The organism is Lapillicoccus sp. (genome assembly GCF_025353065.1).
GTDB lineage: Bacteria > Actinomycetota > Actinomycetes > Actinomycetales > Dermatophilaceae > Lapillicoccus.
In genome coordinates this window covers 16,941-41,546 of the sequence record NZ_JANXRJ010000054.1, presented here as the reverse complement: position 1 = coordinate 41,546, position 24,606 = coordinate 16,941, and the positions used below count along the sequence as shown (strand labels likewise).

Here is a 24,606-nt window from a genome sequence, read left to right as displayed (position 1 = left end):
CCGGGTCGCCGACGAGGACACCGACTTCATCGAGGACAACCGGAGGTTTTTCGTCGAGGTACTCCCCGGGCGCGACGCACCGCTCGGGGCCCCGGGCGGTTCGCACAAGACCGGGGCCATCGGGGTGGACACCCCGATGGTGACGGATCGCTGAGCCGTGCAGGGCGGCCACGTCCTCGTCGATGCGCACGTCCACGTGCCGGTGCTGGGCAGCCTGCGTCCGGCGTGGGTGCAGTGGGCGCGCGACTTCGGCCCGGACGGCCTCCTCGACCGGGTCTGGGACACCGACGGTCGCCCGCGACCGGCGGAGCTCGACACGCTCTTCGGCGACGAGGGTGTCGATGTCGCGATGCTCTTCTGCGAGTACAGCCCCAAGGCCACCGGGATGCAGGAGTTCGACGACCTCCTGCCGATCGTCGAGCACAACCCCGTGCGCTTCCACCCCGTTGCCAACGTCAACCCCCACCTCCACTTCCCGATCGCGACCGAGCTGACGCGGCAGCTCGACCACGGCGCCGCGGCCCTGAAGCTCCATCCCGTCCACGGCGGGTTCCGGTGCGACGACGCAGGTCTCTACCCGGCATACGCGGTCCTCGAGGAGCGGGGCGTGCCGCTCGTCGTGCACTGCGGCACCAGCACCTTCCCCGGCTCGTCCAACGAGTTCGCCGACCCCACCTACCTGCTCCCCGTCGTGCGCGACTTCCCCGGCCTCGACATCGTCCTCGCCCACGGCGGCCGCGGCTGGTGGTACGACGCTGCCGCGTTCCTGGCCCTGACCCACCCGACCGTCTGGATCGAGCTGTCCGGGCTGCCCCCGAAGCGGCTGCCCGAGTACTACGCGCGCCACGACCTGACCCGCCTCGCCCGTCGCTGGATCTTCGGAACCGACTGGCCGGGGGTGCCCAGCATCGCCCGCAACGCCGCCGCTGTCGCCGACCTGCTGCCGGAGGACGTCGCGACGCTCGTCCTCGGTGGCAACGCGATGAGCCTGTATGCCGGGCTGCCGGACCCGGCCGACCTGCCGGACCAGACCCCTGCCCGGCCCGCGCACGACGAGAGGAACCGTGATGGCTGACCTTCCGGTGACCGGCCGCCCCGCCGGCGAGCTGACCGACGAGGAGCTCGAGCAGCAGGGGACCCAGGCGCATGCGACACGCAACTGGGTGTTCCTCCACGGCAGCGCGGAGCAGTTCGCCCGGCACACGACGCGGATGCTCGAGCTCGAGGCGGAATACGTCCGGCGCTTCCCGAGGCGCACCTGGCAGGGGTCCGGCGGCGCACCCGCCGTGGCCGCGAGCCCGCCGGACGTCACGGTCGACCCGGAGCTCGCCTTCCTCCGGGCCCTCGAGGCGGCCGGCGGTCGGCTCCACAAGCTCGAGGCCCACCAGGCAGCACGGGTGGCCGGCCTCGACCGGACGTCGCTCGCCGGGCTCTACAAGAGCGACCCGCCGGCCCTGGGCACCGAGGGAGTCGAGCGGGTGCTCACCGACGCCGGGCGAGCCCGTCTCGCGAGGCTGCTCGCCACCGAATGAGGGCTGCGGGCGCGGAGCCCGGGCCGCGTGTCCGGCCGGTGTCCGCAGACGGTCTCGCCCGGATCAGGTGAGGTTCTGCAGCCGGACCTGCCCCCGCGAGACGAGCACCCCGTCGGCGTCGTGGGTCTCGACGACCCACACCTGCTGCGATCGCCCGCGGTGGATCGGCAGTGCGCTCGAGGTCAGTGCACCCCCGCGGACGGCCCTGTAGAAGTCGGTCGAGTTGCTCACGCCGACGACGTGCCCGCGGTCGCCCCACCACAGCGCGGCGCCGACGCTGGCCAGGGTCTCGACGACCGTGCAGTGGACGCCACCGTGGACGATCCCGTAGGGCTGGTGCAGTCCCGGGCCGGCCTCCCAGCGGGCCGTGACCTCGTCACCGTCGGCCCGGTCGAACTGCAGGCCCAGCTGCGCGGCGAAGCCGCCGAGGATGTCGTCCTGCTCCAGGAGGTCGAGCTGCATGACGGGGCCCCTCGGGTGTCGTGCATCCGGGACGGGTGGGCGTGGATGCGGAGACCGCCAACCTAACGCGAGGACGCGGCCCGGCGGGCGGCAGCCCCGTGAGCCCGGTCGGACCCGCTCGGCACTCCGGCCGATGCCGCAACGACGGTCAAGCCGGCAACGGCGTCGCGGCAGCATGCTGGAGCCATGGACGACAGAGCATCACCGGACCTCCGCTCCTCGGACCACCTGGCGACCATCCTCGACCTGGCTCAGGCGGGTCTCGACGACCCCGAGGCGGGCCCGGACGACCTCGCGGCGCGAGCCCACCTGTCCCGCTTCCACTTCGACCGGATCGTCACCGCGGCGACGGGCGAGCCTCCCGGGGCGATGCGGCGCCGGCTGCTGCTCGAGCGGGCGGCATACCGGCTGCTGCGGATGGACGACCCAGGGTCGGTCGCGCGCACCATCCTCGACGTCGCCGTCGAGGCGCGCTACGGCTCGCACGAGGCCTTCACCCGGGCGTTCGCCCGGGCCTACGGAACGACCCCCACGGCGGTGCGCGCCATGCCGCCGCTCACCTTCCGCCAGCTGGAGCTGCCCAGCCCGAGTGGTGTGCATTTCCAACCGCCGGGCGGCCTCCGCCTCCCGGCCCCCACGAAGGAGACCGAGATGAACCTGCTCCAGAAACTCGTCGATCACCACGTCGACACCCTCACCGCCGTCCTCGAGCGCGCCGCCACCCTCCCCGACGAGACCCTCGACGCACCGATCGTGGTGTCCGTCGAGACGATCGACGACGACCCCACCCTCCGATCCGTGATCAACGCGATGGTCACCCAGGAGGAGCACTGGGTCTCCGCCCTCCGCGGGGGGCCCTGGCCGGACGAGAGCCACCGCACGATCGCCGGTCTGACCGCCCGGCACGAGGTCTCCGGCCGGGACTACCGGGAGGTGGTGGCGCTGGCCCTCGCTGCGGGCACCCTCTCCGACACCGTCGTCGACACGACCTGCTCGCCGCCGACCACCCACACGATAGGTGGGATCATCGGCCACGTCATCACCTTCGCCGCCGTGCGCCGGACCCTGGCGATCGGCGCCCTCCGGACCCACGGGATCACCGACTCGGCGCCGGCGACCCCCGGCCGTTCCTCGAAGCCGCGGCGGGTTGAGGCGGGCGTCGGCTACGAGCCGGACGTCAGCACCACGCCGGTCAGCCCGGCGGCCGCGCCACCGGCGGGCCACTCGAGACGGACTGCGCCCGACCCACCCGACCCGCCCGACCCGCCGGATCCACCCGGGCCCGACACCGACAGCTCGAACGCACCGGCGGCGGTCCGGCGCACGGTCGGAGCCACGGCCTGCCAGGTGCTGCCGCCATCGGGCGAGACGAGCACCCGCAGGTCGGGGATCGCCGCCGCCGCGACCGCGAACGTCGCGGAGCGCAGACCGGGACGGTTCCACGTCACGGAGCCGGGCGCCCCGGCCGGAGGCGAGACGGCGATCTGCGTCCCGACGGGCGTCCGGAGCAGGTTGTCGGTGTGCGCCGCCGTGAGGTACCAGTCCTCGAGCGGGTCGACGACCAGGCTCTCCCCGGCGGCGACCGACCGGTCGCCCGACGTGTCCAGCACGGCTCCGGCCGGATCGACGCCCAGGACGCGGTAGCCCACGACGCCGGCCGGGGTCGTCGCGTCGGTCCACGGAGCGTCGTTGGCAGACAACGGCGTCGGCGTGATCGTCGTCCAGCCGCCGCCGTCGACCGACCGCTGCACGAGATAGCCGTCCGCCCCGGCGCTGCCTCGCCAGGTCAGGACGTTGCGGCCGTCGACCGCCTCGATGCCCGTCAGCAGGGGAGTCGAGGCGAGGGCACCGGGGTCCGCGCTCGCCCGCCCGGTCATCCCGGCGGCCAGCCTCCGCAGGGCCACGACGTCCGCCCGCATCGCTGTGGTGTCACCGGGGTAGTGCAGCGTGTAGCCGTCGTCGTGGCGGACGTAGCCGTAGTGGTCGGCGAGCGGGAACAACGACCAGTAGAGGGCGCCGCTGATCCGCCCGTCCCCGGTCACCGCGCTCCAGTCCTGTCCGGCTGCCCCCGTCGACCCGAACTCGCCCGCCACGAACACCTTTCCGGCGGAGGTCACCCTCGCCGCGTCGGTCTCCATCCGGTGCGGGTCCGCGGGGTAGTAGTGCGTGTCGCTGATGTCGACCGCGGGCGCCCCGAGGACGGCGCCGCTCACCCCGCTACCCTGCCCGGCGGCCACGAGCTGGTGGGGGGCGAGGCCCTTGACGAAGGTGGCGTCCGTCTGGACCCACTCCGTGGTCATCCCCTGCAGCTCGTTGCCGAGGTCCCAGGCCATGATCGTGGGGTCCGCGGCATACGTCAGGCCGGTCCACGGGTTGACGTGCGTCAGCAGCGTCCGGACACCGCCCTGGTATGCCGCCCGCGCTCGGTTGTCGGTGTAGAAGAGGGCGCCGTTGTCGGCCGTGCTCAACCCGAGGCCGCGCAGGATGTCGAACCGCCCGCCGTGGTAGTACTCCCAGTTGTCCGTCAACGGGACGACGAGCCGCAGCCCGAGGCGCTTCGCCTGGGCCACGGAGTAGTCCATGGTGGCGAAGGCCGCGGGGTTGGTCGTCCCCAGGCTCGGCGTCAGTGCCTTGGGCGTCCCCAGCGAGACGCCGAGGGTGTGCGCGCGGACGACCGTCGCCCCCATCGCCCTGGCCGTGGTGAGGCCGTCGCGGATCCGGAAGAAGCTGGGGTAGTCGACGGTCCCGGCCTGTGCCGGGGAGACTCCGCCGACGTTCTCGTCGAGCCCCGCCCAGTAGAGGTTGGCCCCGGCGAACCGGAAGGTGGCGGCTCCGAGCGTCAGGCGTGACCCGTCCCGCTGCACGAAGCCGTCGCCCACGCTGCCGGTCGTGCCGGTCGTGCTCCTGCCGGCCGGCGCCGGAGCCGCCCGGGAGGCGGCCGGGAGGCCGACCGCGAGCAGCGGCAGGAGAAGGGCCAGGACGGCAACGGCGGCGCGTGGATGACCTCCGGTGCGCGCGGTGCGGGGGCTCGGCATAAGGAGTCCACCGTATATCCCGGCTAAAACGGACAAATATGACTTAAGTGAATTGGGTGAAAGGGGACGGATACCCTTTTTGACCTTCACGCACCTCGACGGAACGGGAAAAATCTGGTGATTCCAGACATCAATGAGAGGGGTCGCCGGGGCGCAGCAGCCCTTTCGGCTTTCAGGGTGAAAGTCGGACAGACCACCTTCCCGCACTGCCCGCAGTCGGTCCCGGGCCGGAAGTGCTGGTGGGTGTCCAGCATGTGACCACAGGTGCAGGGCGGGTCCGTCACATCGGCCGACATTTTTGTCCGTATTTCGCCCAGTTAGCGGTAATTCTCGAGGGAATCCCTCGAAGATTTGCGAGAAATGGCAACGGAAACCCCATCCGGACGGGACGATGAATGCGAACCCTTGTCACAGAGGTACACGATCTGGACCAGCCGGTGGGGGACACCGCGCTCGGGCCGTCAATGGGGACAGCTTGACCACCAAAGGGGTGGTCTGCGATCGGTGCTGCCGTCCTATTGGAGAATTCGATGACACTCACGCCACGCCGCCCTTCCACGCCAACCATCACTATCGTTGTCCCAGCACGTAACGAGGCACGCAACCTCGAGATCGTGCTGCCGCAGCTGCCGCAGGTCCACGAGGTGATCGTCGTCGACGGGCACTCCAGTGACGACACCGCAGCCGTCGTGTCACGGACACTACCCTCGGCCCGCTTCATCCAACAGACCCGACGCGGCAAGGGCAACGCCCTCGCCTGCGGTTTCGAGGCGGCGACCGGCGACATCATCGTCATGTTCGACGCCGACGGATCCGCCGATGCCGCCGAGATCGCTGCCTACGTCGACGCCCTCGAGAGCGGCGCCGACTTCGCCAAGGGCAGCCGCGTGCTCGCCGCCGGTGGCAGCGAGGACATCACCTGGCTGCGGGACGCCGGCAACAAGGTGCTGACCGGCATCACCAACGTCCTCTTCCGGACCCGCTACACCGACCTCTGCTACGGCTACAACGCCTTCTGGCGCGACATCCTGCCGACGCTCGCCATCCCGTCCTCGACGGTGGAGGGCCCGCAGTGGGGCGACGGCTTCGAGATCGAGACCCTGATCAACTGCCGCGTCGCGGCGGGCGGCCTGCAGATCCACGAGGTGCCGAGCGTCGAGCTCGAGCGCATCCACGGTGAGAGCAACCTCAACACGTGGCGCGACGGCACCCGGGTGCTGCGCACGATCGTCACCGAGCGCTTCCGCCGCGGCGCAGCAGCCGTCGACACCGTCCCGGCCGCCGACGTGCTCTCCCAGGCCCCCGAGGCCCACGCCTCGGTGGACCTCGAGGTCCACGCACCGGTCCACGCCGAGGCGCACGCCGTGCGTCACCTCGAGCACGCCCACGAGTCCTCCCACCACCGCGACCCGGCTCCGCTCCGTCGACGCTCGGCCGTCAGCGCAGGGCAGCGGGACACGGCGTGAGCACGGGCCACCCACCCCGGGTGCTCGTCGTGGGCTCGGGCTGGCGGTTCACCTCGGGCATCAGCTACTACACCTGCCGGCTGGCCAACGCCCTGGCGTCGGAGCTGCCGACCGACGTCATGCTCATGCGTCAGCTCGTGCCGACGGCGCTCTACCCGGGTCGGGGCCGCGTCGGCCGCCCGGTCAACGACGTCGACTACGCGCCGGGGATCGACGTCTACGACGGCGTCGACTGGTTCTGGGGGAGCTCGATGCGCGGCGCCCGCCGCTTCATCGAGAACGAGCGCCCCGACGTCGTCGTCCTCCAGTGGTGGACCGGAGCCGTGCTCCACAGCTACCTGCGCCTGGCGACGCTCGCCCGTCGTCGTGGCGCCAAGGTCGTCATGGAGTGGCACGAGGTCCAGGACACCGGTGAGGCACGGATCCCCGGCGTCGTGCGCTACGTCCGCAAGGCGATGGACCTGCTGCTCCGCCGGGTCGACGCCCACGTCGTCCACTCGCGCTACGACCTCGACCTGCTCCAGAAGGCCTACGGCCTCGAGGACGACGGTGCCGGCTCGGTGACGATCGTCCCCCACGGCCCCTACGACCACGTGAAGCAGAAGCCCGCCGAGCACACCCCGAACACCGTGGCGGCCCCGCCGGTCCGTCGCAGCGACGACTTCACGGTGCTCTACTTCGGGATCATCCGTCCCTACAAGGGGCTCGAGGATCTCGTCGAGGCGTTCTCCGCCCTGCCGCCCGCGATCCGCGACACCATGCGCCTCACCATCGTCGGCGAGACGTGGGAGGGCTGGGACGCGCCGCTCGAGGCCGTCGCCGCCAGCCCGGCGCGCGACCGCATCACCGTCGTCAACCGCTACGTCACCGACGCCGAGGCGCAGCAGCACTTCGCCAATGCCGACGCGGTCGCCCTGCCCTATCGCAGGTCCTCCTCCTCGGGCCCGCTCCACATGGCGATGAGCGCCGGCCTGCCGACGATCGTCACCTCCGTGGGTGGCCTGGTCGATGCGGCTGCCGGCTACGAGGGGATCTCCTTCGTCCCGCCGCAGGACGTGCCGGCGCTCACCGCGGCACTGACGTCGCTGCGGGCGTCGCGCGGTCGACGGTATGCCGATCCGCACAGCTGGGCGAACACGGTCGACGCCTACCAGGGCATCTTCCGCCACCTCGGTCTCGCCCCCGACCCGCACTCCGACAGCGTGTCCGCGGCCCCCGACATCACGCCCGTCACCGAGGCCGCTCAGTGCGGCCACGAGCAGGCGACCACATGACCACCCTTCGTCCCGAGCACCACTCGTCCTCACTGGAGATCACGATGACAACCACCACCAGCGTCAGCCACCGCCGCCTGCTCTGGTCCGTTCTGACCGGACTGCTGCTCATCGCCGTCACTGCCCTGAGCGCCGGTCCCGCGAACGCCGACTCCGTCGGTGCCGCGGGCGCGACCCCGCCCGGCAAGGCCTGGATCCGCGCCGGCCACTTCATCCCCGGCTTCGGCGCCGCGCGCGTCGACCTCAAGCCGGCGTCCGGCTCGACCGGCTCGATCGTGATGTCCCCCAACGCGGGATACGGCGACGTGACCTCCTACCAGAAGCTCGACCCCGGCACCTACACCGTGAGCATCTGGGACGCCACTGCCCCCGCTGACGCGACGCCCACCCTGTCGCGGTCCTTCACCGCCGCGTCGGGCAAGGCCCAGACCATCGCCGTGATCGGCACGGCCAGCGCGCCGCGGCTGGCCATCCTCAGCGACGACCTCACCCCACCGGCGGCCGGCTCGGCCCGTGTCCGGGTGCTGTCCGCCTCCTCGCTCGCCCCGATGGTCAACGTGATGGCGGTCAATGGTCCGACCATCGCGACGGACGCCGTCCTCGGGACGACCACGGGCTACACCACCGTGCCCGACGGCGCCTGGACCCTCAACCTCAGCGGCTCCTCGATGAGCTCGAAGCAGACCGTCACGCTCGCCAGCGGCAGCGTCTACACCGCGGTCGCTCTCGACTCCGGGCTCACCGCCGTCACGATCAAGGTCATCACGGACGCCGCCGGCGCCGTGGCCACCCCGGTCGGTGCGGCAGCGACGGGCTTCGGCGGCGCTGCGTCCCAGCAGGCCGTCACGGCGTCGCAGGCCACCTCGCACGACACCTCGGAGGGCATCGTCTGGGCCGCCGTCACGGCCCTGCTCGGGTCGCTGCTGCTCGGCTCCGCGCTGCTGCGCGCGGCGGTCCGTCGTACCGCTCGTCAGCCGGTCCGGGTGACCTCGGGCCGATGAACCCCTCATTCCGCCCGCCCCGCACGAGGACCGCGTTCGCGCGGATCTCGTATGCCGTCGCGGCTGCTGCCGTGACGGTGGGGCTGGCGGCGTGCAGTTCAGCATCTCCGGCACCGGGTGCCGTAGTCGCCACGACCTCGGCACCCCGGGCCTCGGCGAGCGCGTCGCCCACCACGACGACGTCGGGGCCGGACGCGACGAGCGGTCCGGCGGGGGCGGCCATCCCCGGCCCCGCTGCCTCCGCCACCACGGTGGCCACCGGCCTGCGGCCCGCCCGGGTCCAGATCCCGGCCATCGGCGTGGACTCCACCCTCGTCGACCTCGGCATCGGCGCCAACAAGGCCATCGAGGTCCCCACGAACCCGTCGCGGGTGGGGTGGCTCGACACGACCCCCGCCCCCGGTCAGCAGGGACCTGCTGTTCTCGCCGGGCACGTCGACTCCCTCACCGGGCCGGCCGTCTTCTTCCATCTCAAGCAGCTCAAGGTCGGTGACGCCATCACGGTCACGCGCCGCGACGGCACGACCGTGTCGTTCACCGTGGACGGGGTCCAGACCTACGCCAAGACGGCGTTCCCGACGCAGGAGACCTACGGGCCCGTCCCCGGACCGGCCCTGCGCCTGATCACCTGCGGAGGCTCCTACGTCAAGTCGGCGGGCGGCTACCAGGACAACGTCGTGGTGTTCGCGTCATGAGCGCCGGCCCAGGAACCCTTCTTTCGCCCATTCGCCCTGTCCGGCCCTTCGACCGGGACACAATGGCCGCCATGCCAGTGGCCCATCACCCGTCAGTGCCCGCGAGCCGTGAAACCGCGCCGCGGATCGTCCTCGCCGACCGTGGCGACGCGCTCGTCTCCCACCTGAGCCGCGCGATGCACGAGCGGTTCCGAGTCGTCGCCCAGATCGACGCCGAGATCACCCAGGCCGAACGTCTCCTCGTGGCGGCGACCACCTTCCGTCCGCGTCGGCGCGCGTGGATCGAGCTCTTCCACAAGAGCAACCTCGCGGTGTCCCTGCGCTCCCGTCGGGCCGCGCAGACGTTGGGCGACGTCGACGTCCCCTTCGACGTCGTCTTCCAGACCCACGCGCTCTTCGAGCTGACCGACCCACGGGCCGTCCTCTACATCGACTGCACCCACCGGCAGTCCGCCGATCAGTGGCCCGACTGGAACCCCCTGCGGGGAGCCGCGCTGGAGCGGTGGTTCCTTCGCGAGCGACGCCAGTACCATTCTGCCGCGCACCTGTTCGCCTTCTCCGAGGAGACGCGCGACTCCCTCGTCGACTACTACCAGGTGCCCGCCGACCGGGTCACGGTCGTCGGTGCCGGGTGCAACTTCGGCACCATGCCCGAGGTCGACCTCGAGCGTCGCCGCGCGGCGCCCCCCACCGTGCTCTTCATCGGCAACGACTTCGAGCGCAAGGGCGGGCTCCAGCTGCTCAAGGCCTTCCGTCTCGTCCGCGAGCAGGTCCCGACCGCGCGGCTGCTGATCGTGGGTACCCCGCACCCGATCCCACCCCAGGACGGTGTCGAGGCCATCGGCCGCGTCGACGGCCGCGACGCGATGTCGCGCCTCTACGAGGAGGCCTCGGTGTTCTGCCTGCCGTCCTTCTTCGACCCGTTCCCGCTCGTCCTCATGGAGGCGATGGCGCACCGCCTGCCGTGCGTCGTGACGAGCACCTGCGGCGTACCGGAGATCGTCGTCGACGGCGAGACCGGCGTGATGGTCCCACGCGACGACGCGATGGTCCCATCCGTCGCGGCCACCCTCACCGAACTACTCCTGGACCCGGCTCGTGCCGCGCAGCTCGGCGATGCCGGGCGGCAGCGCGTCGAAGAGCGCTTCCTCTGGTCCCACGTCATCGACCGGATGACCCCCGTACTCGCGGCGATGGCGCCGCAACGTCGCTGACCTGCGACCGCGGGCGCCACGGCGCCTGACGGCAGCACCCCGTCCTGCGTCGTATGGGGGATCAACCGGCCCGGAGGGCTCGATCACTGCGATCGACCCGACGGACCCTCCTCACCGACCGCCCTGTCCACCACAGCCGCCCGTTCCACCACATCCGAGAAGAGCAGCCCGATGACCGAGATGATCTCGCGCACGACCCCCTTCCGCTCGCTGCGCCCCTGGGGCGACTTCGAGCAGTTCACCCTCAACGAGCGGACGACCGTCAAGGTCATCACCGTCGAGCCGGGCGCCCGGCTGTCCAAGCAACGTCACGACCACCGGGGCGAGTTCTGGAAGGTGCTGGACGGCCCCATGCAGATCGAGGTCGACGGCGAGAGCTGGATGGCGCAGAGTGGCGATGACATCTGGGTCCCCCAGGGTGCCACCCACCGGATGAGCAACCCCACGAGCGAGCCGGCGCGCATCCTGGAGATCGCCTACGGCCACTTCGACGAGCTCGACATCGAGCGACTCGAGGACGACTACTCGAGGTGAGCATCACCGAGACACCGCGCCACCAGCAGACCGAGCAGACCGAGCAGACCGAGCAGGGGGAGGACGACATGGCACAGAGCGCGACGGCGATGCCCGGCGCCCCCGACGCCCCTGACGCCCGGAGCGGGCTGCGACGGGTGGCGGCCATCAGCGCCTCCCTCGTCGGCACCTACGCCCTGACCAGCGTCCTCGGCCTCGCCTTCTGGCTGCTCGCCGCCCGGCAGTTCTCGGTCGGCGCGGTGGGTGTCGGTGGTGCGGCCATCTCGTTGATGACGCTCCTCGGCACCCTCGGCACGTGTGGCCTCGGCACCCTCCTGATCGCGCGGTTCCCGGTCACCGAGCAGGGCCGCCGCCGGGCGCTGACCCGGACGGCGCTGGTCGTCGCCGGAGGCGTGGCGACGGTGCTCGCGGTCGCCGTCCCCTTCGTCGCCATCGAGGTGCTCCACGTGGGCAACCTCGACCTGATCGCCGGCGGACCGACGAACGCCCTCATCTTCGCCATCGGCACCGGGCTGATGGCGGTCGCCCTCGTGGTCGACCAGGCCGTGCTCGTGCTCGGCTCGGGGTCCCTGCAGCTCGAGCGCAACGCCATCGCGAGCGGCGTCAAGCTCGCGGCCCTCGCCGGTCTCGCCCTCGCCGGGCAGTCCGGCGGGATGACGATCTTCCTCGCCTGGGGCATCGGCACGCTGCTGTCCTTCCCCCTCGTGGCCGTGCGCACCCGTGGCGGTCGGGCCCTCCAGGATCCTGGTACCCGTCTCATCGACTTCCGGACGATGCGCGGGCTCGGGGGGCAGGCGCTCTCGCACCACGCGCTCAACACCACCCTGCAGGCGCCGCTGCAGATCCTCCCGCTCCTCGTCCTCGTCCTCGTCTCGAGCGAGCAGAACGGCGTCTTCACCACCGCGCTGCAGGTCACCGGGGTGGTCTTCGCGCTGCCCTACTCCATCAGCGTCGCGCTCTTCGCCTCGGCCGAGGGCGCCACCGACAGCCTGCTCGAGCGGATGCGCTTCACCATTCCGCTCTCCTTCGGCGTCAGTCTCTTGGCCAACCTCCTGCTGTTCCCGCTGGCGCCCTACGTCCTGTCGGTCTTCGGGTCCCAGTACTCCACGCAGGGCGTCGAGATCCTGCGGATCCTCGCCTTCGCCGGGCTGCCCTTCGTCGTCAAGGACCACTTCGTCGCGCTGCGCCGGGTCCAGGGCCGCACGACCGAGGCGACCGGCGTCATGGTCGGCGCCACCGTCATCGAGCTCGCGGCCGCGTATGCCGGGGTGCGGCTCGACGGCGCGGTCGGACTCTGTCTCGCCTGGGTCGGCGTCCTGGTCGTCGAGGCGCTCATCCTCGCCGTCCCGCTGTGGCGGATGACCCGTACCGCCCGTCCGGGCGACGCGTCCGCCTCCGCGACCCTCGAGGCTGCTCCGCTCCCCGTCGAGGCTGCCGTGGTCCCCGTCGACGTCGCCGCGCTGCTGGTTCGGGCGCCGACGACATATCCGGCCGAAACGCCCGCGCGTAGGATCGGGACGACCGAGGAGGACGGCGTGGAGCAAGAGACCCTGAGTCCGGCCGCCCTGCCCGATGCCGCGCCCGACATCGCCTCGGACGAGAAGGACGACCACGACGGTCCCTTCGGGATGACGGATGACCGGGACGGCGACGGGACCGACCTGCCGCCGACGTCGCAGTCCGCCGTGATGGGGTTGATCCGCAACGTCGCCCGCGTCGTCGGGGCCGGACCCGTCGTCCTGCTGATGACCGGTGGCCTCATCTCCATGGCGGCCGCGGTGTCCCTGGCGCGCACCGACGGCGGCAGCACGACCGCCCAGAGCCTCTACGTCCTCGGGCTGGTCGTCATCTTCCTCCCGGCCGCGATCGGGGTCCTCCTCCCCAAGGCCCGCGCGAGTACCCGGATCCTGCTTGCGGTGAGCATGGCCGTGCTGCTGCAGCTCAGCCGGCTGGTGCTCTACCCCACCCGGTTCATGTTCCACGACGAGCTGATCCACGCCAACGTGCTGCGCCTGATGGGGGAGACGGGGCACCTCTTCACCGAGAACTCGCTGCTGCCCGTCACCGCGTACTACCCCGGTCTCGAGATCGCGACCAACGCGATCCACGACCTGACCGGCCTGTCCGCCTACGCATCCGGCGTGGTCATCCTCCTCGCCTCCCGCGTGGTCATCGCGCTCGCGGTCCTCCTCGTCGTCAGCCACATCACCCTGTCGCCGCGGATCGGCGCGACGGCCGTCATCATCTACTCCTGCAACCCGCAGATGCTCTTCTTCAACTCGCAGTTCTCCTACCAGACCATCGCGCTGCCGCTCGCGGTCTTCGCGGTCTACCTCGTCGTCAGTCGCCGCCAGGGGTCGCGGACGAGCCTCGTGGCCGGCATGCTCGCGACCGTCGCCGTGACCTTCTCTCACCACGTCACCGCGGCCCTGCTCATCGCGGCATACCTCGTCTGGTGGGTGCTCGAGCTCGTGCTCCACCGCAGGACGCGCAACGCCTCGCTCTCGCTCGGGGCGATGGTCGTCGTGGCCGCCGGCAGCTTCGCGGTCAGCCTGGCCAACCCGGGCAACACCCTGCTCAGCTACCTCGGCTCGATCGGGCAGAGCTCGGTCGACGCCGTCGTCGCCGTCCTCAGCGGGAAGCAGACGCGCAAGGTCTTCCAGAACTCGGCCGGGGTCGTCACCGCGCCGTGGGAGAAGTACGCGATCATCGCCTCGCTCGTGCTCACGCTGGCCGTCCTCCTCCCGGCCGTGATCCGCTCGCGCCGCTTCCTCAAGCGTCGTGTCGCCTCGGTGCTCCTCCTGCTGCTCGTCGCGATCCTCTACCCCCTCATCCCCGGTGGACACCTCACCGTGTCGACGGCCGAGGTCGGTGACCGGTCGGCGGGCTTCGTCTTCCTCGGCGTCGCCTTCGTCGTCGCCTGGTGGGTCTGGCAGCACCGCATGACGTGGTGGAAGACGACGGTGCTCGCCGCTGGCGCGACGGTCATCTTCATCGGCAGCGTCGTCCTCGGTGCCGGCTCGATCACCCAGCAGCTCCCCGGTCCGTTCCGTGTCTCGGACGACGCCCGGAGCATCGATGCCGACAACCTCGCCGCGGCGGGCTGGATGGCCGCGCACCTCCCGCCGGAGAGCATCACGTACGCCGACCGCGTGGGCGGCCTGCTCGCCGCCGCAGACGGTGGCCAGTACTCCGTGACCCACATCGGCACCGGGGTCGATGCCTCCCGGCTCCTGCTCGACCCCGACTTCGGGGCGAAGGACGTGGAGGTCATCAAGGCGGCCCACATCCGCTACCTGATCGCCGACCGGCGTGACGCCTTCGGCCTGCCCAACCAGGGCGTCTACATCGAGAGCGGCGAGTTCGGCGGCGACAACCGCACGACGCCGGTGCCCGCCGCAGCGCTCCGCAAGTTCTCGACCGTGCCGGGTGTCGACGTGCTCTACGACAACGGCTCCATCGTCATCTACGACCTGGGAGCCCTCGATGCGTCCTGACCTGATCTGGCGCGCCGGTGTCGTCCTCGCCGCCCTGGTCTGCTCCCTGGTGGGCGCGCCGACCGCGGTGACCGGCGGCCTCGTCCTCGCCGGCCTCGTCCTCGTCGGCGAACGACTCGTGCGGCTGCGCCGACTCGGCGCACTCGACGGCCTGCTCCTCGTCCTCGGCGGTCTGCTCGTCACGCTGGTGCTCGTCGGTCTGGTGCTCGGCGCCTCGCCGATCGGGCTGCGGCCCACCACCTGGGCGGTCGCGCTGTCCCTCGTCGCCGCGCTCGGGATCGCGGTGTCCTGGACGCAGCCGCGGCCGAAGCCCGCGGCATACGACCGTGGGACGCACCTCTCCGTCGTCAGCACCGTGCCTTGGTTGGCGGCCTCGCTCGTGGTGGTCGTCGTGGCCGTGACCATGTCGGTGCGCTCCGTCGCCCCCACCGAGGCGGCGCCCGTGCAGATGTCGATCGGCTCCGTGACCGGCACGCAGGTCAAGATCGTGGTGACCTCGAGCCGAGCCGTCGGACCCCTCGAGATGCGCACCACGACCAACGGCAACGACCTCAGCTATCCCCTCTTCTCGGTGCCTGCCGGCGGCTCGGTCACGACGACGCTCGCCGTCCCGGTGAAGGGCCGTTACGTCATCACCCTCAACTACCCGGACCAGGCGCAGCCGCTGCGCACCCTGACCCTCGATCGGTGATCCCTCCCCTCATGGCAACCACCCCACGCCCACGAGTCCTCAATGTCGTGCAGCGCTTCTTCCCCGAGATCGGCGGGACCGAGACGGTCGTCGGCGAGGTCGCCTCGCGGCTCGCCGAGCGCGGCGAGTTCGACGTCACCGTGCTCGCGACCGACCGCTCCGGGCAGCTCCCGAAGCGCGAGCCGATGCACGGCTACCAGGTCATCCGGCGCCGCTCCTGGCCGCGCGAGAAGGACTACTACCTCTCCCCGGGCGTCGCCGGTGCGATCGCCCGCGGTCACTGGGACCTCGTCCACGTCCAGGGCGTGCACACCCTCGTGCCGCCCGTCGCGATGCTCGCGGCCCGCGCCTCGCGCACCCCCTACGTCCTCACCTTCCACAGCGGTGGGCACTCCTCCGCAGTGCGCTCGGGTGTGCGCTCCACTCAGTGGAAAGTGTTGACACCACTGCTCGCCGGGGCCGACCAGCTCATCGCGGTCAGCCGCTTCGAACGGTCGCACTTCTCGGAGGCGACGGGGATCGACGCCTCACGCTTCGTCGTGATCGGCAACGGCGGGGCACTGCCGCAGACGCCGGCGGCCGTGGTGCCGCAGGTCGGCCGGATCGTCTCGAGCGGCCGGCTCGAGCACTACAAGGGCCACCACCGCGCCATCGAGGCCCTGCCGCTGGTCCGCGAGCAGATCCCCGGCGCCGACCTGCTGATCCTCGGCAGCGGAGACTACGAGCCTCAGCTGCGCGCCCTCGCCCGCGACCTGCACGTCGAGGATGCCGTCCAGATCAGGCACCTCCCGCCGACCGACCGTGCGGCCATGGCCCACGAGCTCGGCACGGCGAGCGTGATGGCTGCGCTCTCCACCTACGAGGCCCACCCCGTCGGCATCATGGAGGCGGTCACCCTCGGCCTGCCCGTCGTCGGGCTCGACGTCGCCGGCACCGGCGACCTCGTCGAGGACCACCTCGTCACCGGCATCCCGGTCGACGCTTCCACCGAGGCGATCGCGGCTGCCCTCACCACGGCGCTGCGCGCCACCGCTCTGAAGGGCACCCCGCACCAGCCCCTGAACATCCCGCTGCCCACCTGGGAGACCACGACCGACGGGGTCGAGGCGGTCTATCGCGACGTGCTGGCCCGGCGCGCACGTCGATGACCGGTCGCACCGTCGGGCCCGCCCGCCCGCTGCGGGTCGTCCACGTCATCACCTCGCTCACCACGGGCGGCGCCGAGCGCCAGCTCGAGATGCTCGTGCGCCGCTCCGCCCACGACTCCGTCACCATCGCCCTGTATGCCGGGGGCCCGGTCGCCGACAGCATGCGCGCCGCGGGGGAGCGGGTCGAGGTCCTCGACCTGGTGGGCTGGCGACGGCTGCTCACCTCGGTGGTCCTCGCGCGGCGACTGCGGCACTACCGCCCCGACGTCGTCCACGTGCACCTCCTCTCGGCCCAGCTCTGGGGCATCCCGGCGGCCCGGCTCGCCGGCGTCCCGGTCGTGGTCTCGACGGAGCACTCGCTCATGGACGACACCATCGAGGGCCGGCCGCACACGTGGTGGCTGCGGCTGCTCTATCGCGGGCTGGAGCGGCTCGCCACCCACACGGTCGCCGTGTCGTCGACGACAGCGCTGAGGCTGCGTCGGTGGGGCGTCCAGGGATCACGAATCACTGTCGCGGACAACGGGATCGACTTCGAGGCGCTGGCCTTCGACGCGGAGGCCCGGCATCGCGTGCGGGCCGAGCTCGGCATCGCCGAGACGACCCACGTCATCGGCGCCGTCGGCCGGCTCGACCCCGTCAAGCGGATGGACACCATCCTGCGGGCCAGTGCGCCGGCCCTGCGCGCCGGTGCCGTGCTCGTCGTCGCCGGGACCGGCCCGCTGCTCGGGACGTTGCAGGCCGTCGCGGCCGACCTCGGCGTCACCGACTCGGTGCACTGGCTCGGTCCACGCGGCGACATCGCCGCGGTGCTCAGCACCGTCGACGTGCTGGTGAGCGCGTCCGCCGACGAGACCTTCGGCATGGCGGTCGTCGAGGCGATCGGCAGCGGGCTGCCCGTCGTCTACGTCGAGGCCCCGGCGCTCGACGAGCTCGACGCCGCGCCGACCCAGGCCGTCCAGGTCGTGCCCGCCGCCGACCCCGCCGACCCCGTCGGTCGCGCCGCCGACGAGCGGCGCCTCGGCGCCGCGGTCGAGGAGGCGCTCGTCGACGTCCACCGCTGGCCCGTACCAACGGTGCTGACGCAGCGCTACGGAGCCCAGGCGGCCGCCGGCCGGGTCGACGACGTCTACGCGTCCCTCGTCACGAGACCCCTGTCGGAGTCTCGTGCGTGACCCTCGCTCCCGTCGGCACACCGGCTCAGCGCGGAACCGTTCTGCCGCAGCGCTGGTCGCCGCCCTGCTTCTGCTGACCGGTGTTCTCTCGGCCTGCTCGGGGAGCGCGTCGGACTTCGTGACCCGTTCGGGCACGCAGCTGCTCGTCGGAGGTGCGCCGTTCCGCTTCGTCGGCTTCAACCTCTACGACGCCGCCGCCACCGACGGCTACTCCTGCTCTCCCGCAACGCGACTCGACGACTCGGCGCTGTCCGACATCATGCACACGATCCACGACCGGGCCGGCGCCACGGTCGTCCGCTTCTGGGCCTACCAGACCTACACCGCCGCCGGCACCGACTGGTCCGGCACCGACCGCATCATCTCGGCGGCCTCGAAGGCGGGTCTGCGTGTCATGCCCGTGCTCGAGGACGGCCCCGGCGACTGCTCCACAGGGCAGCGCGGCATGTCCTTGGCCCAGGCGGCCGGCGGCCAGTGGTACTCCACCGGCTACCGGCAGCCGCTCGGCAACGCGAAGCTGTCCTACCGGGACTACGTGCGCGTCATCGCCGACCATTACCGCGACAACCCCACGATCCTCGGCTGGACCATGGTCAACGAGGCCGAGACGAGCGAGCGCGACTCCGCCGGCACCTCCGCCCTCGTGCCGTTCGCCGCCGACATCGCGTCCGTCATCAAGGCCGCGGACCCGCGTCACCTGGTCACCCTCGGCACCCAGGCCAACGGCGCACCCGGGGGGAGCGGCACCGACTTCGCGGCGATCTACGGCCAGGCCGGTCTCGACTTCACCGAGGTGCACGACTGGGCCCGCTACGGCTCCGACACCGAGGCGATGCCGGGAAGCGTCAACGGCGCTCTGCCCGCTGCGGACTCGTCCGACTGCCAGCGTGGCGACGCCAAGATCGGCTGCTCCTTCGCCATCGCGAAAAAGCTCGGCAAACCGATCGTCGTCGGCGAGGCCGGCATCCAGGCCACCGACGAGGCGGGGCGGGCACGTCGGGCGCAGCTGCTCGGCGCGAAGATGGAGGCGGCCTTCGCCGCCGGCGCCTCGGGCTACCTCGTCTGGCACCTCAACATCGCCGACACCGACCAGCTCGACGTCGTGCCGTCCCGAGGCGACCCGCTCCTCGGCGTGATGCAGCAGCGGGCCCGGTCCCTCGACCCGAGCGCCTGACCGGCCGCCCCCCGGAGCAGGGTCGGGCCGAGCTCTCGGATGAACCTCCGAGAATGGCCGGACAGGCTGGGCCCCGGGTCCACGCCGGTCCCGGTCACGCCCCAACCAGGAGGCACCAATGAGCCCGTCCCCGCGCCGAACCCCCACTGTCCGCCGAGGCCTCGCCGCCCTCGCCGCGCTCGCCCTGTCCGGCGTCGCGGCCCCTGCCCTCGCCGCCGGCTCACCGGCCACGGCCGCGTCCACGGCCTCGGGCGCCGCGCCGCGCGCCAGCCGGATCGCGTCGACGGTCGTCCACACCTGCCTCGACGTCAGCACCACCGATCCGGCCTACTCCTTCCTCGACATCTACGGCAACCCGTGCAACGGCTCCGCCCCGCAGTCGTTCACCTTCCTTCCGGTGGCCGGCGCCCCCACAGGCACCTACCAGATCGGCACGAGCGCCTCGGGGCAGTGCGTCGTGAAGTACCGCTTCGGCCTGCGCTCGGCCACCTGCTCCACCACCCCCAACCCCGCATACGACGAGTGGACCCTGCAGCCCGTGGGGACCTCCGGGCACGACTACCGGATGCTCGTCACCTCGACCGTCGGGTCCACCTACCCCGGTTGTGTGATCGTGGCCCCGAGGCCGAACGGCTATCCCGGACCGCTCTTCACCATGCACATCTGCTCGGGCGCGGCCGACGAGGTGCTGCGGCTGGCGGCCGGGCTCGCCTGAGGCGGCTAGGCCAGCCGACCCATCAGGTCGGCGAGCGACGTCGCGGCGACGGCGAGCCGGTGGACGGATCCCACGTCGGCCGGGTCGGTCGCGTCCTGCGCGAGGACCAGCTGCTGGCTGAGCCGGTAGACGGTGGCGGCGAGGCGCTTGGGGTTGCGGTCCGGGTCGAGCGAGTGGATCCGGGTCAGGATGTCGGACCAGGCCGTGACGTCATCGACGCTGGTGACGCGGTCCCCGTCGAGCGCGACCTCGAGCCGTTCACGTGCGAGCTTGTAGAACTGGTCGAGGGGAGGGGCGGCGGCGGCCATGGTCCGTCCTTGAGCGAAGACTGGTGGATGCCCGCTGTTCAGCCGGGCGTCACCGACGGTACTGGTTGAAGATGAACAGGTCCGCCCGCCCCCGGTCACGCCGGGGGCATCGGGCGTCCCGCCGCCCGGGTCGTGGCCAGCAGGTAGCGGTGGCGGTCCCGGGGGTCGTCGTCGGTGCGGGACCGCTCGGGCGCGGCGACACCCTGCACCGGCCGGTGCCTGCCGACGAAGGTCTCGGCCACCCCCTCGCCACGGGTCAGTCCGGGCAGGCGTTGCTGCAGCTCGTGGACGGACTGCCGCGGGGATCTCGCCGTCGATGACGTGCCCGGACCCGAGCTCGTCGGTCCTGCCCGGTATGCCGCGCAGCCGGGTCAGGAGGGCGAGGACGCTGCCGACGGAGTCGGTGGGGACCTCGAGACGCACCCGCTGGACCGGCTCCAACACCTGCGTGCCGGCTCGGAGCAGCGCCGTCATCAGCACGAGCGGGGCCAGGGCGCGAAAGTCCGCTGCGGTGCTCGACATCCCCTTGTCGAAGGTGCCGTGCGCGTGGCTCTGGCGCGCCCAGTAACCGGAGCGCGCGACGGTCACGACGCAGTCCGGCACCGGCCACCCGTGGACCCCCTGGTCGAGCAGCTCGCGGACCCCCTCCTCCACGGCGGTGAAGAAGGCCGCGGGCATCGACCCGGGCTCGACGCCCAGCCGCAGCTCGAGGCCGGCCCCGACCGGCGCCGGCCCGACCTCCAGCCCCAGGGTCGCGAGGAAGGGGTTGGTGTCGGTCGCGATGACCTCGTGCGCCCTCCCGGTGGCGACGACCCGCTCCACGCAGATGGGGGTCGTCTCGCGGAAGACGACGTCGACGCCGTGGTCGGCCGCCAGGGTGGCCGCGATGACCTCCTTCTGGACCTCGCCGTAGAGCGACAGCGACAGCTCGCTCGTCGGACTGCGCCGGTCGTCCTGGCGCAGTCCGATGAGGGGGTCCTGCTCCGCCAGCCGGGTGAGCGCCACCCGAAGCCGCCCGCGGTCGGCCGGGTCGACGGGATCCACCACGGTCTCGAGGCTCGGCGGCGCGAACTGGTGGTCGGGTCCCTTGCGCGCCGGCGGGCTCCCGAGCCAGTCGCCGACCCGGACCCGGTGCAGGCCCCACACCTGCGCCACGCGGCCGGCCTCCACCGCGACCCGGGTCACCTCGAGGCCGCCGTCGGCGACCCGGATCGCGGTCATCCTGTCACCGGTCGGGACCGGTCCGGTGTCACCGCCCGGGTCCGGCCCGATCGCGACGCGGTCACGGACGCGGAGGGTTCCGGTCACGATCCGGGCCCACGCCACCTTCTCGCCGCCCGCGCCCCGCTCGACCTTGAAGACCGTGCCCGAGAGCGGCGCCGCGGTGTCGGCGGTGGCCCGGGGGAGCAGGGTGGTGAGCATCCGCACGAGGTCGTCGACCCCCGCCCCGGTGATCGCGGAACCGAACAGCACGGGCAGGACCCGCGCGGCGGCCACCTGCTCGCGGAGGGCCCGCCAGAGCCGTGGCCGGCTGACGTCCCCGTCCTCGAGGTATGCCGCGACGAGACCCTCGTCGACCCCCGCCAGGGCCTCGACCAGCCCGGCCCGGACGGCCCGGTCGTCGAGGTCGTGGGGCACCGCGGCCGCTCCGGACGTGCCCAGTCCGGTGACCCCGCCCAGCACGGCGAGGTCGGCAGTGAGACGGACTCGGATCTCCTCGAGCAGGTCGGTCTCCCGGGCCCCGGCGCGGTCGATCTTGTTGACGAACAGCACCGTCGGCATCCCGAGGCGCTTCAGGGCGCGCAGCAGCACGCGTGTCTGGGCCTGCACGCCCTCCACCGCCGACACGACGAGCACGACGGCGTCGAGCACGCCGAGGACCCGTTCCACCTCGGCGATGAAGTCGGGGTGCCCGGGTGTGTCGATGAGGGTGACGGCGACCTCGTCCACGACGAAGGAGACGACGGCCGACCGGATGGTGATGCCCCGCCGCCGCTCGAGGTCGAGGGTGTCCGTGCGGGTACTGCCTGCGTCGACGCTGCCGACCTCGTCGAGCACCCCGACGGTGTGCAGCAGCCGCTCGGTCAGGCTGGTCTTGCCGGCATCGACGTGGGCGAGGACGCCCAGGTTGAGAGTCTGCATGGAGCCTCATGTCCGTGAGTGGGGAAGTTGCGGGACATGAGAGCTGTGCGCACGGGTGCTCCTGGGCTGGGGGTGGGCTCGGCTGAGACCGGGGTGGGCTCGGCGTGGCGGCGGGCCACGACTGGCCCAGTGCAGCAGGACGCTGCCGCCGGGGGCAACCGGATTCCCCCGTGATGGTTGAGGATTCAAGGGCTGCGAGCCCCTTCCTCGTCCGAACGGATGAGATTTCCACAGGCAAGGTAAAGAGAGGGTAAAAATCGAACTAATGCCGTATTCCCCCGCCTAACGTTCCCTTCATGAACTCCACCAACCTGGGTCTGGGCGAGCTCTTCGACAGCGCGCTGGGCGACGAGATCGAGCTCGTCGGAGCCCTCGTGGTCGCCGCGGCCTCGTGCCACGGCCGGATGTGTGCCTCCGAACTCGACGCAGCCCTCGGCGTGGAGCCCTGCGCCGCCTGAGCCACCAGCTCTTCCCTCCCCTCGCACCACCCGCTCCCCACAACTGAATCCGTCCGTCCGGCTCCCCCATCCCGACGGACTTCCCGGTCGGTCCCGCCCCCACGGAGACCGACACCACCGGTCGGCTTCCCCAAGGTCGACCGGGAGAGCGGTCGGCATCCCCCACGTCGATCGCCGCCAACGCCGCCGACCGCTGCCCCCGCACCGGTCGGCGGCGTGCTGCGTGTCGGGTCCGGACGAGGGTGAATGATGGAGCCGCCGCAACCGCCGGTATGCCGTCCCGAAGGGAACCCCCCTGTGACCGAACCCGTGTCCGCCGCCGCAGTGCCCAACCCCGTGCCCAACCCCGTGCCCAACCCCGTGTCCGCCGCGGAGTTCGCCGCCATCGCCGCTCGGACGGTCGTCCAGGTCGCCGCCGACCAGCGCGCGCACGTCGCGGCCGCCGGCCGCCTCTTCTCCGACTGCATCGCCGCCGACGGCGTCATCCAGGCCTTCGGGACGGGTCACTCCGAGGCGTTCGCCATGGAGATCGCCGGCCGCGCCGGGGGCTTCATCCCGACCAACCGCCTCAGCCTGCGCGACGTCGCCCTGCTCGACCCCGAGGGCAAGGCCGTCTCCAACCAGTTCCTCGAGCGCGACCCCGGCACCGGCCTCCGGATCTACGAGCAGGCTCCTCAGGTGCGCCCGGGCGACGTCTTCGTCATCGCCTCGAACTCCGGGGGCAACGGCAGCATCGTCGAGCTCGCGACCCACGTGAAGGCCCAGGGACACCCGCTCATCGCCGTGACGTCGATGGCCCACACCCAGGGGATCGAGTCGCGCCACCCCAGCGGCAAGCGCCTCTTCGAGGTGGCCGACCTCGTCCTCGACAACGGCGCGCCCTACGGCGACGCGGTCCTGCCGCTGCCGGGGGGTGGCGCGGCCTGCGGCATCTCCTCGATCACCGCCGCCCTCCTCGCCCAGATGATCGTCGCCGACGCGATCGCCAACCTCCTTGCCGCCGGCCTCACCCCGCCGGTCTACCTCTCCGCCAACATCCCCGGCGGCGACGAGCACAACCGAGCCCTCGAGGACCGGTATGCCGGCCGCCTCCGCCGCAACCTCTGAGCCCCCGCCCCGCCCCGGCGTCTCCCCCCTGCTCCTCGGGGTGGACATCGGCGGCACGAGTGTCCGAGCGCAGGTGTCCGACCTCGCCGGAACCCGCCTCGGCGCCGGCCGAGCCGGTGGCGGCAACCCCAACGCCGTCGGCATGGACACGGCTGTCGCCAACATCCGCACGGCGCTCGAGGCGGCGCTGCACGGCGTGGACCCCACCGCGGTCGCGGTCGCCGTCGTCGGGGCGGCGGGGTTCGGCGACCAGCACGACCCGGGGCCGGCGTTCCTCGCGATGTGGGCCGCTCTCGGTCTCCGGGTGGACGCCACCATGGTGAGCGACCCTCTCGTCGCCTTCGCCGCCGGCACGGACGAGGGCAGCGGCACCGTGGTCGTCAGCGGCACGGGGGCGGCGGCCGTCGGCATCGTCGACCTGCGGCCGGACCTCGTCGCCGACGGCAACGGCTGGCTGCTGGGCGACGACGGCTCGGGCTACTGGGTGGGCCGCGAGGCGGTGCGGCACACCGTGCGCCCGCTGCGCGGCATACCCGACGACGCGTTGAGCCTCGCCGTGACGACCCACCTGCTCGGTCGTCCGGGCACTCGGTACGAGGTCGTGCGCGACCTGTATGCCGGCTCGCCCATCCGCCTCACGACCCTCACCCGGGTGGTCGTCGGCGCCGCGGAGTCGGGCGACCCCGACGCGCGCCGCATCCTCGACGACGCGGCGGCGCTGCTCGAACGGTCGACGGCCGCCGTGCGGGGTCCCGGACTGGAGACCCCCGTCGTGCTGAGTGGCGGCATGTTCGCCTCGGCCTACCTCCTCGAGTCCGTGTCGGGGCGTCTGCGCAAGCACTGGCCCGGAGCCCCGGTCCGCAGGGCCACCAACGGTGCCGGCGGTGCGGCCTGGCTCGCCGCACTCGCCCTCGACCCGGCCGCACCGACCGCCCTGCACGCCGCCCTCACCCGCGACTGACGCACGGGTCGGTGCAG

General features: G+C 72.1%; 20 protein-coding genes and 1 pseudogene. 18 read left to right on the top strand and 3 right to left on the bottom strand.

Going from position 1 to position 24,606, the window contains the following annotated elements:
- The first annotated feature begins 157 nt into the window (after positions 1-157).
- Both Q0R63_RS05350 and Q0R63_RS05345 read left to right on the top strand, forming a co-directional pair.
- Complete coding sequence (locus Q0R63_RS05350; protein ID WP_295695039.1) at positions 158-1,075, top strand: amidohydrolase family protein; 918 nt, start codon at positions 158-160, stop codon at positions 1,073-1,075.
- Positions 1,068-1,532, top strand: a complete 465-nt coding sequence (locus Q0R63_RS05345) for a DUF6158 family protein (protein ID WP_295695037.1) — start codon at positions 1,068-1,070, stop codon at positions 1,530-1,532. The genes Q0R63_RS05350 and Q0R63_RS05345 overlap by 8 nt, the downstream gene beginning before the upstream one ends.
- Before the next feature lie 63 nt (positions 1,533-1,595).
- Here the strand turns inward: Q0R63_RS05345 and Q0R63_RS05340 are convergent, their stop codons facing one another.
- Positions 1,596-1,994, bottom strand: coding sequence for a PaaI family thioesterase (locus Q0R63_RS05340; protein WP_295695034.1), 399 nt, complete (start codon positions 1,992-1,994; stop codon positions 1,596-1,598).
- 186 nt (positions 1,995-2,180) lie between these two features.
- On the opposite strand from Q0R63_RS05340, the pseudogene Q0R63_RS24500 reads away from it, so the two are divergent.
- Positions 2,181-2,480: pseudogene (locus Q0R63_RS24500) on the top strand (hypothetical protein); the annotation flags it as partial.
- A 677-nt stretch (positions 2,481-3,157) separates the two neighbouring features.
- Here the strand turns inward: Q0R63_RS24500 and Q0R63_RS05330 are convergent.
- On the bottom strand, positions 3,158-5,029 hold the full coding sequence (locus Q0R63_RS05330; RefSeq protein WP_295695029.1) for a hypothetical protein: 1,872 nt from the start codon (positions 5,027-5,029) through the stop codon (positions 3,158-3,160).
- 530 nt (positions 5,030-5,559) lie between these two features.
- Between Q0R63_RS05330 and Q0R63_RS05325 the strand changes: the two genes are divergently transcribed.
- From Q0R63_RS05325 to Q0R63_RS05270, 12 genes are all read left to right on the top strand, one after another.
- Positions 5,560-6,495, top strand: coding sequence for a glycosyltransferase family 2 protein (locus Q0R63_RS05325; RefSeq protein ID WP_295695027.1), 936 nt, complete (start codon positions 5,560-5,562; stop codon positions 6,493-6,495).
- Complete coding sequence (locus Q0R63_RS05320; protein ID WP_295695025.1) at positions 6,492-7,769, top strand: glycosyltransferase family 4 protein; 1,278 nt, start codon at positions 6,492-6,494, stop codon at positions 7,767-7,769. Before Q0R63_RS05325 ends, Q0R63_RS05320 begins: the two co-directional genes overlap by 4 nt.
- Positions 7,766-8,770, top strand: coding sequence for a DUF4397 domain-containing protein (locus Q0R63_RS05315; RefSeq protein WP_295695023.1), 1,005 nt, complete (start codon positions 7,766-7,768; stop codon positions 8,768-8,770). Before Q0R63_RS05320 ends, Q0R63_RS05315 begins: the two co-directional genes overlap by 4 nt.
- Positions 8,767-9,465 carry a class F sortase gene (locus Q0R63_RS05310; protein WP_295695021.1) on the top strand — a complete coding sequence of 233 codons (699 nt, stop codon included), beginning with the start codon at positions 8,767-8,769 and terminating at the stop codon, positions 9,463-9,465. The genes Q0R63_RS05315 and Q0R63_RS05310 overlap by 4 nt, the downstream gene beginning before the upstream one ends.
- Before the next feature lie 71 nt (positions 9,466-9,536).
- Positions 9,537-10,679 carry a glycosyltransferase family 4 protein gene (locus Q0R63_RS05305; protein ID WP_295695019.1) on the top strand — a complete coding sequence of 381 codons (1,143 nt, stop codon included), beginning with the start codon at positions 9,537-9,539 and terminating at the stop codon, positions 10,677-10,679.
- Positions 10,680-10,850: 171 nt separating this feature from the next.
- Positions 10,851-11,213: a phosphomannose isomerase type II C-terminal cupin domain gene (locus Q0R63_RS05300; protein ID WP_295695017.1), complete on the top strand. Its 363-nt coding sequence runs from the start codon at positions 10,851-10,853 to the stop codon at positions 11,211-11,213.
- A complete protein-coding gene (locus Q0R63_RS05295; protein ID WP_295695014.1) occupies positions 11,210-14,710 on the top strand; it encodes a hypothetical protein in 3,501 nt (1,166 codons plus the stop codon). The genes Q0R63_RS05300 and Q0R63_RS05295 overlap by 4 nt, the downstream gene beginning before the upstream one ends.
- Positions 14,700-15,401, top strand: coding sequence for a hypothetical protein (locus tag Q0R63_RS05290; protein WP_295695012.1), 702 nt, complete (start codon positions 14,700-14,702; stop codon positions 15,399-15,401). Before Q0R63_RS05295 ends, Q0R63_RS05290 begins: the two co-directional genes overlap by 11 nt.
- 11 nt (positions 15,402-15,412) lie before the next feature.
- Entirely contained in the window at positions 15,413-16,549 is a 1,137-nt protein-coding gene (locus Q0R63_RS05285) for a glycosyltransferase family 4 protein (RefSeq protein ID WP_295695010.1), read from the top strand.
- Positions 16,546-17,724: a glycosyltransferase gene (locus Q0R63_RS05280; RefSeq protein WP_295695008.1), complete on the top strand. Its 1,179-nt coding sequence runs from the start codon at positions 16,546-16,548 to the stop codon at positions 17,722-17,724. The genes Q0R63_RS05285 and Q0R63_RS05280 overlap by 4 nt, the downstream gene beginning before the upstream one ends.
- The gene (locus Q0R63_RS05275; protein ID WP_295695006.1) at positions 17,717-18,898 is read left to right on the top strand and encodes a cellulase family glycosylhydrolase; all 1,182 of its coding nucleotides are present in this window, start codon (positions 17,717-17,719) and stop codon (positions 18,896-18,898) included. Before Q0R63_RS05280 ends, Q0R63_RS05275 begins: the two co-directional genes overlap by 8 nt.
- 118 nt (positions 18,899-19,016) lie before the next feature.
- The gene (locus Q0R63_RS05270) at positions 19,017-19,613 is read left to right on the top strand and encodes a hypothetical protein (RefSeq protein ID WP_295695004.1); all 597 of its coding nucleotides are present in this window, start codon (positions 19,017-19,019) and stop codon (positions 19,611-19,613) included.
- Positions 19,614-19,618: 5 nt separating this feature from the next.
- Here Q0R63_RS05270 and Q0R63_RS05265 read toward each other — a convergent pair whose 3' ends face one another.
- Positions 19,619-22,063 (bottom strand): TetM/TetW/TetO/TetS family tetracycline resistance ribosomal protection protein, encoded by a 2,445-nt coding sequence (locus tag Q0R63_RS05265; RefSeq protein ID WP_295695002.1) that lies wholly within the window; start codon positions 22,061-22,063, stop codon positions 19,619-19,621.
- A 296-nt stretch (positions 22,064-22,359) separates the two neighbouring features.
- On the opposite strand from Q0R63_RS05265, the gene Q0R63_RS05260 reads away from it, so the two are divergent.
- The 3 genes from Q0R63_RS05260 to Q0R63_RS05250 all read left to right on the top strand — a co-directional run bounded on the left by Q0R63_RS05260 (position 22,360) and on the right by Q0R63_RS05250 (position 24,589).
- Positions 22,360-22,521, top strand: coding sequence for a hypothetical protein (locus Q0R63_RS05260; RefSeq protein WP_295695000.1), 162 nt, complete (start codon positions 22,360-22,362; stop codon positions 22,519-22,521).
- A 297-nt stretch (positions 22,522-22,818) separates the two neighbouring features.
- Positions 22,819-23,628, top strand: a complete 810-nt coding sequence (locus Q0R63_RS05255; protein WP_295694997.1) for an SIS domain-containing protein — start codon at positions 22,819-22,821, stop codon at positions 23,626-23,628.
- Entirely contained in the window at positions 23,600-24,589 is a 990-nt protein-coding gene (locus Q0R63_RS05250) for a BadF/BadG/BcrA/BcrD ATPase family protein (protein ID WP_295694995.1), read from the top strand. The genes Q0R63_RS05255 and Q0R63_RS05250 overlap by 29 nt, the downstream gene beginning before the upstream one ends.
- Positions 24,590-24,606 lie beyond the last annotated feature (17 nt).